This is a genomic window from Mesotoga sp. UBA5825 (assembly GCF_002432955.1).
Taxonomy (GTDB): Bacteria; Thermotogota; Thermotogae; order Petrotogales; family Kosmotogaceae; genus Mesotoga.
This window is the reverse complement of the sequence record NZ_DJHG01000027.1, coordinates 4,536-9,678: the sequence shown is the minus strand read 5'-3', so window position 1 is coordinate 9,678 and position 5,143 is coordinate 4,536. Positions and strand designations below refer to the sequence as shown.

The 5,143-nt window shown below is 46.6% G+C and carries 4 protein-coding genes; all 4 read right to left on the bottom strand.

The annotated features are described in order from the left end of the window. Positions 1 to 144: 144 nt before the first annotated feature. Complete coding sequence (gene plsY / locus B3N33_RS02445; protein WP_292592092.1) at positions 145 to 753, bottom strand: glycerol-3-phosphate 1-O-acyltransferase PlsY; 609 nt, start codon at positions 751 to 753, stop codon at positions 145 to 147. Then, positions 750 to 2,075, bottom strand: coding sequence for a ribosome biogenesis GTPase Der (der, locus tag B3N33_RS02440; RefSeq protein ID WP_292592090.1), 1,326 nt, complete (start codon positions 2,073 to 2,075; stop codon positions 750 to 752). Before der ends, plsY begins: the two co-directional genes overlap by 4 nt. Further along, positions 2,075 to 3,790: a S1 RNA-binding domain-containing protein gene (locus tag B3N33_RS02435; protein ID WP_292592088.1), complete on the bottom strand. Its 1,716-nt coding sequence runs from the start codon at positions 3,788 to 3,790 to the stop codon at positions 2,075 to 2,077. Before B3N33_RS02435 ends, der begins: the two co-directional genes overlap by 1 nt. After that, on the bottom strand, positions 3,762 to 5,143 hold a 1,382-nt coding region (ispH, locus tag B3N33_RS02430; RefSeq protein ID WP_292592086.1), incomplete at its 5' end, for a 4-hydroxy-3-methylbut-2-enyl diphosphate reductase. The genes ispH and B3N33_RS02435, both read right to left, overlap by 29 nt.

The window sequence follows — 5,143 nt, the reverse complement described above, 5'->3', positions numbered from 1 at the left end:
TCACGAGAAGGCGAGAGTAAAGCCAGTCACCGCTGAAGTAAGACACAGTGCCGCCTTCGGCGGGACGCAATGCCGGCCTCACCAGATCGCTATGCACGGAAAGGCATCACTTCCTACTTTTGAAGAGGTCTATCGGTTTTTCATTTAATTGCGTTTTCTCTTGAATGCTTCTATCAAATCCGTTTTTCTCTCTTCGCCTCTGAGAAGAGCGGCGACATTCTTCCGGTGTCTGAACAGAGACAGCCCGAAGAAGGCGAGCATCCAAAGACCTACGGCGTAGCCTTCAGTCAGGAAGAGGATGCTAGATAAAATTGCCAGAGCAAGAACTGAACCAAGGGAAACGTATTTAGTGAGCAGAACGATCGGTATCCATATCCCAAAGAAGACCGCAACATACCACGGTAATGTCCCTGAAAGCGTCCCCACTGTGCAGGCGACGGCTTTGCCACCTCTGAATCTTAGGAAAACCGAATAGCTGTGGCCCACTGCTGCAAAGAAACCGATCATCATACCCTCGGGCAATGAGACTCCAAAGACAGCTCTAGCGATTATCACGGGAATGAAGGCCTTCACCCCATCCAGAATCATGGCAATGGCACCGGCATAGCCCCCCATGCTTCTAAGAACGTTTGTTCCACCTACGTTTCCACTGCCCACCCTGGTAATATTCACGCCCTTAACAAGCGGTACTATGAAACTGAAGGGGATGGAACCCATAATATATCCAACAAGAGCAAATAGTACGTACCTCATCTCTTCCTCCTGAGTTTCAAGAAGATTGGAGTTCCTTCGTATGGATCGAAATTAAGCCGAATCGTGTTTCGAATCCCTCTAAGATAAGGCTCGGTAAAGAGCGTAGGGTCGTTTACATTCAGCATTATTATCGGCGGCCTGGTGGAGATCTGAGAACCGTAATATATCTTGCCTCGCTTCTTCCCCTTGCCGGGTGCCGGCGTTCCCTCCGAGTATCTCTGAATGAGAGTGTTAAGAAGGCCGGTCGGAATTCTTAGGTCTATCTTCTTACTTACAAGCCTAATGTTGTCGATAAGATCGTCCATACCTTCGCCGGTCTCAGTTGAGGTGAAGAGAACGGGACTATAGTCTATGAAGTACAGGTCCTGTTTGAAGGTTCGCAGCAATGCCTTCCTGCGTCTTTCATCAGCGAGGTCCGATTTGCTGAAGACAGCAATGGTCGCCTTACCGTTCTTTTCAGCAAGTCCAGCGATACGCTGGTCTTGATTGCCAACTCCGTCCGTCGAGTCAATTACCATAATTATGATATCTGATCTCTCCAGAGCGTCAATTGCTCTCATTACGCTGTAGTATTCAACATTCATTACCTTCACCTTAGACTTCTTCCTGATTCCTGCAGTGTCAATGAAGGTCATTGGTATACCGTCTACAACAACAGTCTCGTCGACTGTATCTCGGGTTGTCCCAGAGACTTCAGTCACAAGGCTTCTTGGACTGCCGACTATCCAGTTGAAGATAGAGGACTTTCCCGCGTTTGGCTTACCGACAATTGCTATTTTCAGATCGCTTTCTTCGCCACTTTCCACTTCTATCGAGTGTCCCAGCGACGTCAATCGATCGAAGATCTCGTCGAAAAGCAAATCGATGTTAAGACCGTGGGCCGAGGATACCTTTATGGGATCTCCAAAACCAAGTGAAAAGATCTCGTTTCCCATACTTGAATAAAAGTTATCGGGGTTCTCAACCTTGTTGGCAACGAAGATCACTTCAAGTCTCTGCTTTCTCAAGTAATCTGCGAGTTCGATATCGGCACTTGTAAGCCCGCTTCTTCCATCGACAACAAAAAGAATGAGGTCGCCCTCATTCAGAAGCTCAAGGGTGACCTCTTTCATCTTTTCTTCAACAATGTTTTCTGGATTCTCAAATAGTCCACATGTGTCTACAAGCTGAAAGGTTCTCTGTTGCCAGTTAACTCTCCCTACCGTGAAGTCGCGGGTAACCCCCGGAATGTCATCAACTATAGCTCTCCTACCACCAACAAGTCTATTGAATAGAGTCGACTTTCCAACATTTGGTCGTCCGATTATCAGGACGGTGGCCACTAGAGGCTTTCTCCTTCTTCCTCAAGCTGATTCTTAATCATTTCTCCAAGGCTGTTGGAACTGACGGTTCCATTATCGTTGAAATCCTTGAGAACTTTCTCGGTCTCGGCCGCTTCTTTATCTTTTATGAGCTGCCTTATCGACACAACCATGTTTCGAGTGTCGTTATCCGGGTCGTAAACCAAACGGATTATCTTGAATTGATCATGCTTACCGACTTCAACCGAGTCCTCGATATTCTCTGTCCGCTCAAGAGATACCTGCGAAACGGGCAAGAAGGCCTCAACACCGTATGAGTCGACCATGATTATTGCTCCAGACTTCGTGAGTCTTGTCACGGTCCCACTAACTTGATCTCCTACAGAAAGCTCTTCGGAAACCTTTTCCCAGGGATCGGGAGTTGCCTGTTTTATGCTCAGCCTCATTCTCCTGTTAACCGTATCTATAGAAAGTATCTTTACCTCTATTTCTTCTCCTTCTTTAACAACATCCTCGATTCTATCGACGAAGTTCCACGAGACCTCAGATACCGGAACAAATCCAGATACGTACTCTTCAAGCTCAAGAATTACACCGGTAGGCAATACCTTTGCAGTCTTAGCCTTTAGAACGTCTCCCTCTTTGTACTTGTCGCCGATGTTTTCCCACGGGTCGCCCAGGGCTTCCCTGTAAGAGAGTGAAAGGGTCCGCTTTTCTTCGTTTATCTCCTTGATGTTCACTTTGACCTCGTCTCCAACTTCTACAACACTCTTGAGATCCTTCTTGATGTTGCCCCAGAATACTTCTGAAATGTGTACTAATCCTTCCACTCCGGGCTCAAGCGATACGAAGAAACCGAACGGGGTGATGTTTTTTACCGTTCCAACGACCGTAGAATCGACTTCGTATTTTTCCTTCAAGGTCGACCAAGGATCTTCCGTCATCTGCTTAAGCGAGAGAGATATCTTCTTCCCTTTTTCATCGATTCCAATTACCTTTGTCCTGACCGTCTCACCGGGCTTCAGCAGATCGCTTATCCTCACACTAGGATCCCAGCTCATTTCAGATGCCGGAATAAGCGCAGTTACATTGTCGTTTAGCTTCACGAAGGCGCCGAAATTCTTTATTGACTCGACTTTGCCTTCCAGTTCCTGGCCGACTTCGATTGTCTTGAAGTAGGCATTGATTGCTTCTTCCTGAAATGCTTTTAGCGAAACTACTACGTTTATTCCATTTCGTTGTCTCTTAAATCTTATGACCTTGAACTTCATTGTTCCTTCTGGAGCCGGATCTCCCTTTCGGATTCCCGACTCTGAGCCTGGAAGAAATGCGGGTACCGTCTTCAAAAGCCGCACATTGTACCCGGCGTTCGTCTCCGAAACTATCTTCCCGTCAATGGCTTTGCCTTCTCTGTAAGCCTTCTCAACTTTGCTGACTGCTTGCCTGGCATGGACTCTCTTTTCAGAAACAGTGCTTCTTCCTTCCTCTTCGTTCGTCTTGATGACCATGACTTCTATCTTATCTCCAACGTTGTACTCTTCTAGATCATTCACTAATTGATCCGCAGGAACGAACCCATCGAGCTTCCCGTCCATAATCACCATCAGTCCATCAGGCTGGACGGAGAAAACCTCTGCATCCTTTCTATTTCCTTTCCTTGCCGAGGAAACATCCATCCGTTCAAATATTTCCTCCATGCTCAGGTTTTCATCTTGCTGTTTCATTTTCTCTTCCATTGTTGGTTACCTCCCTCATTTTGTCTATGTAATCCAGTATCTTCTGGATTTGTTCGTACGGAGTTGATGTACCGCTAATCAGGGCAACCTTCCCCATATCACCTTGAGGAAGATCCGATAGATCTGTTGCATGAAGCGCCTTTTTACCGAGTCTCTCTACTATTCTTACAAGCTTCTTTGTATTTGAACTGTTCTTCCCACCTATCACAATAACCGTATCAACTACGCCTGCAAGTCGTTCTGCCTCCGATTCTCTCTGGATTGTGACCTTGCAAATAGTGTTATGAACGGTTACACGACCCCGAAGCTTTTCCTTAATAAACTCCGCGAACTCCTTGAAATCGCTGTTGCTCATCGTAGTCTGCGAAACGATCGCAACACGTTCAAGACCTTCAAACTCTTTCAATACTTCGTTATAGTCATCTCCCGGTTCCACAATGAGATACTTGTCGAGCCTACCCGAAAGAGCCGTAACTTCCGGGTGGTTCTTCTTGCCATATACCACAACAAAGTTGCCTTGCTGCTCGAGATCGACCGCCAGGCTAAATACATTGTACACTATAGGACAAGTAAGGTCTATTACTTCATCGAAAACGTGTCGTAATTTCTCCTCCGAAGCCGGATCTACTCCATGAGCCCTTATTACTGCAACACCATCATGTTTTTCATTCAACAGTCTGTCTTCGATTACTTCAAGACCCAGCTCCCTGAGATCGTTCATCACCTTCTCATTGTGAACGATCTCTCCCGTCGCGAAAACTTTTTTTCCTGATTTTAGAAGCTTAATCGTTTCTCTGACTGCCCTGTCGACTCCGTAACAAAACCCTACAGATTTCGCAAGGTGCACTTTCTGCCTCTTCTCCGCAAGGGTCACTATGGTAGAAACCACTTCCTCGATACCCATCTTCGTCGTATCTAACGTAACGGCATCCGCAGCAGGCTTTAGCGGTGCAACTGATCTAGTTGAGTCGTTGTGGTCTCTGCTTTCGATTTCGGCTAGTATCTCCTCTAAATCAGCGGCAATTCCACTCGATCTGAGTTGTTCTAGCCTTCTTCTTGCCCTCTCGATCACCGAGGCAGTAAGAAAAATCTTCAACTCCGCTTCGGGAATAACCACTGTTCCTATGTCACGGCCTTCCATGACTACGTTGCCTTGTCTTGAAAGACTTCTTTGTTGCTCCGTAAGGAAGTCCCTGACATACGAGTACCTGGCAATGTCCGAAGATAGAAGAGATACCTCTCTCGTTCTTATTTCATCGCCGACCGGAGTGCCGTCTAACGTTATGCCCGAATCAGAGAGCGAAAAATATGTATGACTCATCAACTCCGTCATCGATGCGAGATCGGAGAAAC

Bases quoted from the DNA above. Each gene is read 5' to 3' on its own strand.
- B3N33_RS02435 (WP_292592088.1), bottom strand. From the start codon at position 3,790: ATGGAAGAGAAAATGAAACAGCAAGATGAAAACCTGAGCATGGAGGAA.
- plsY (WP_292592092.1), bottom strand. From the start codon at position 753: ATGAGGTACGTACTATTTGCTCTTGTTGGATATATTATGGGTTCCATC.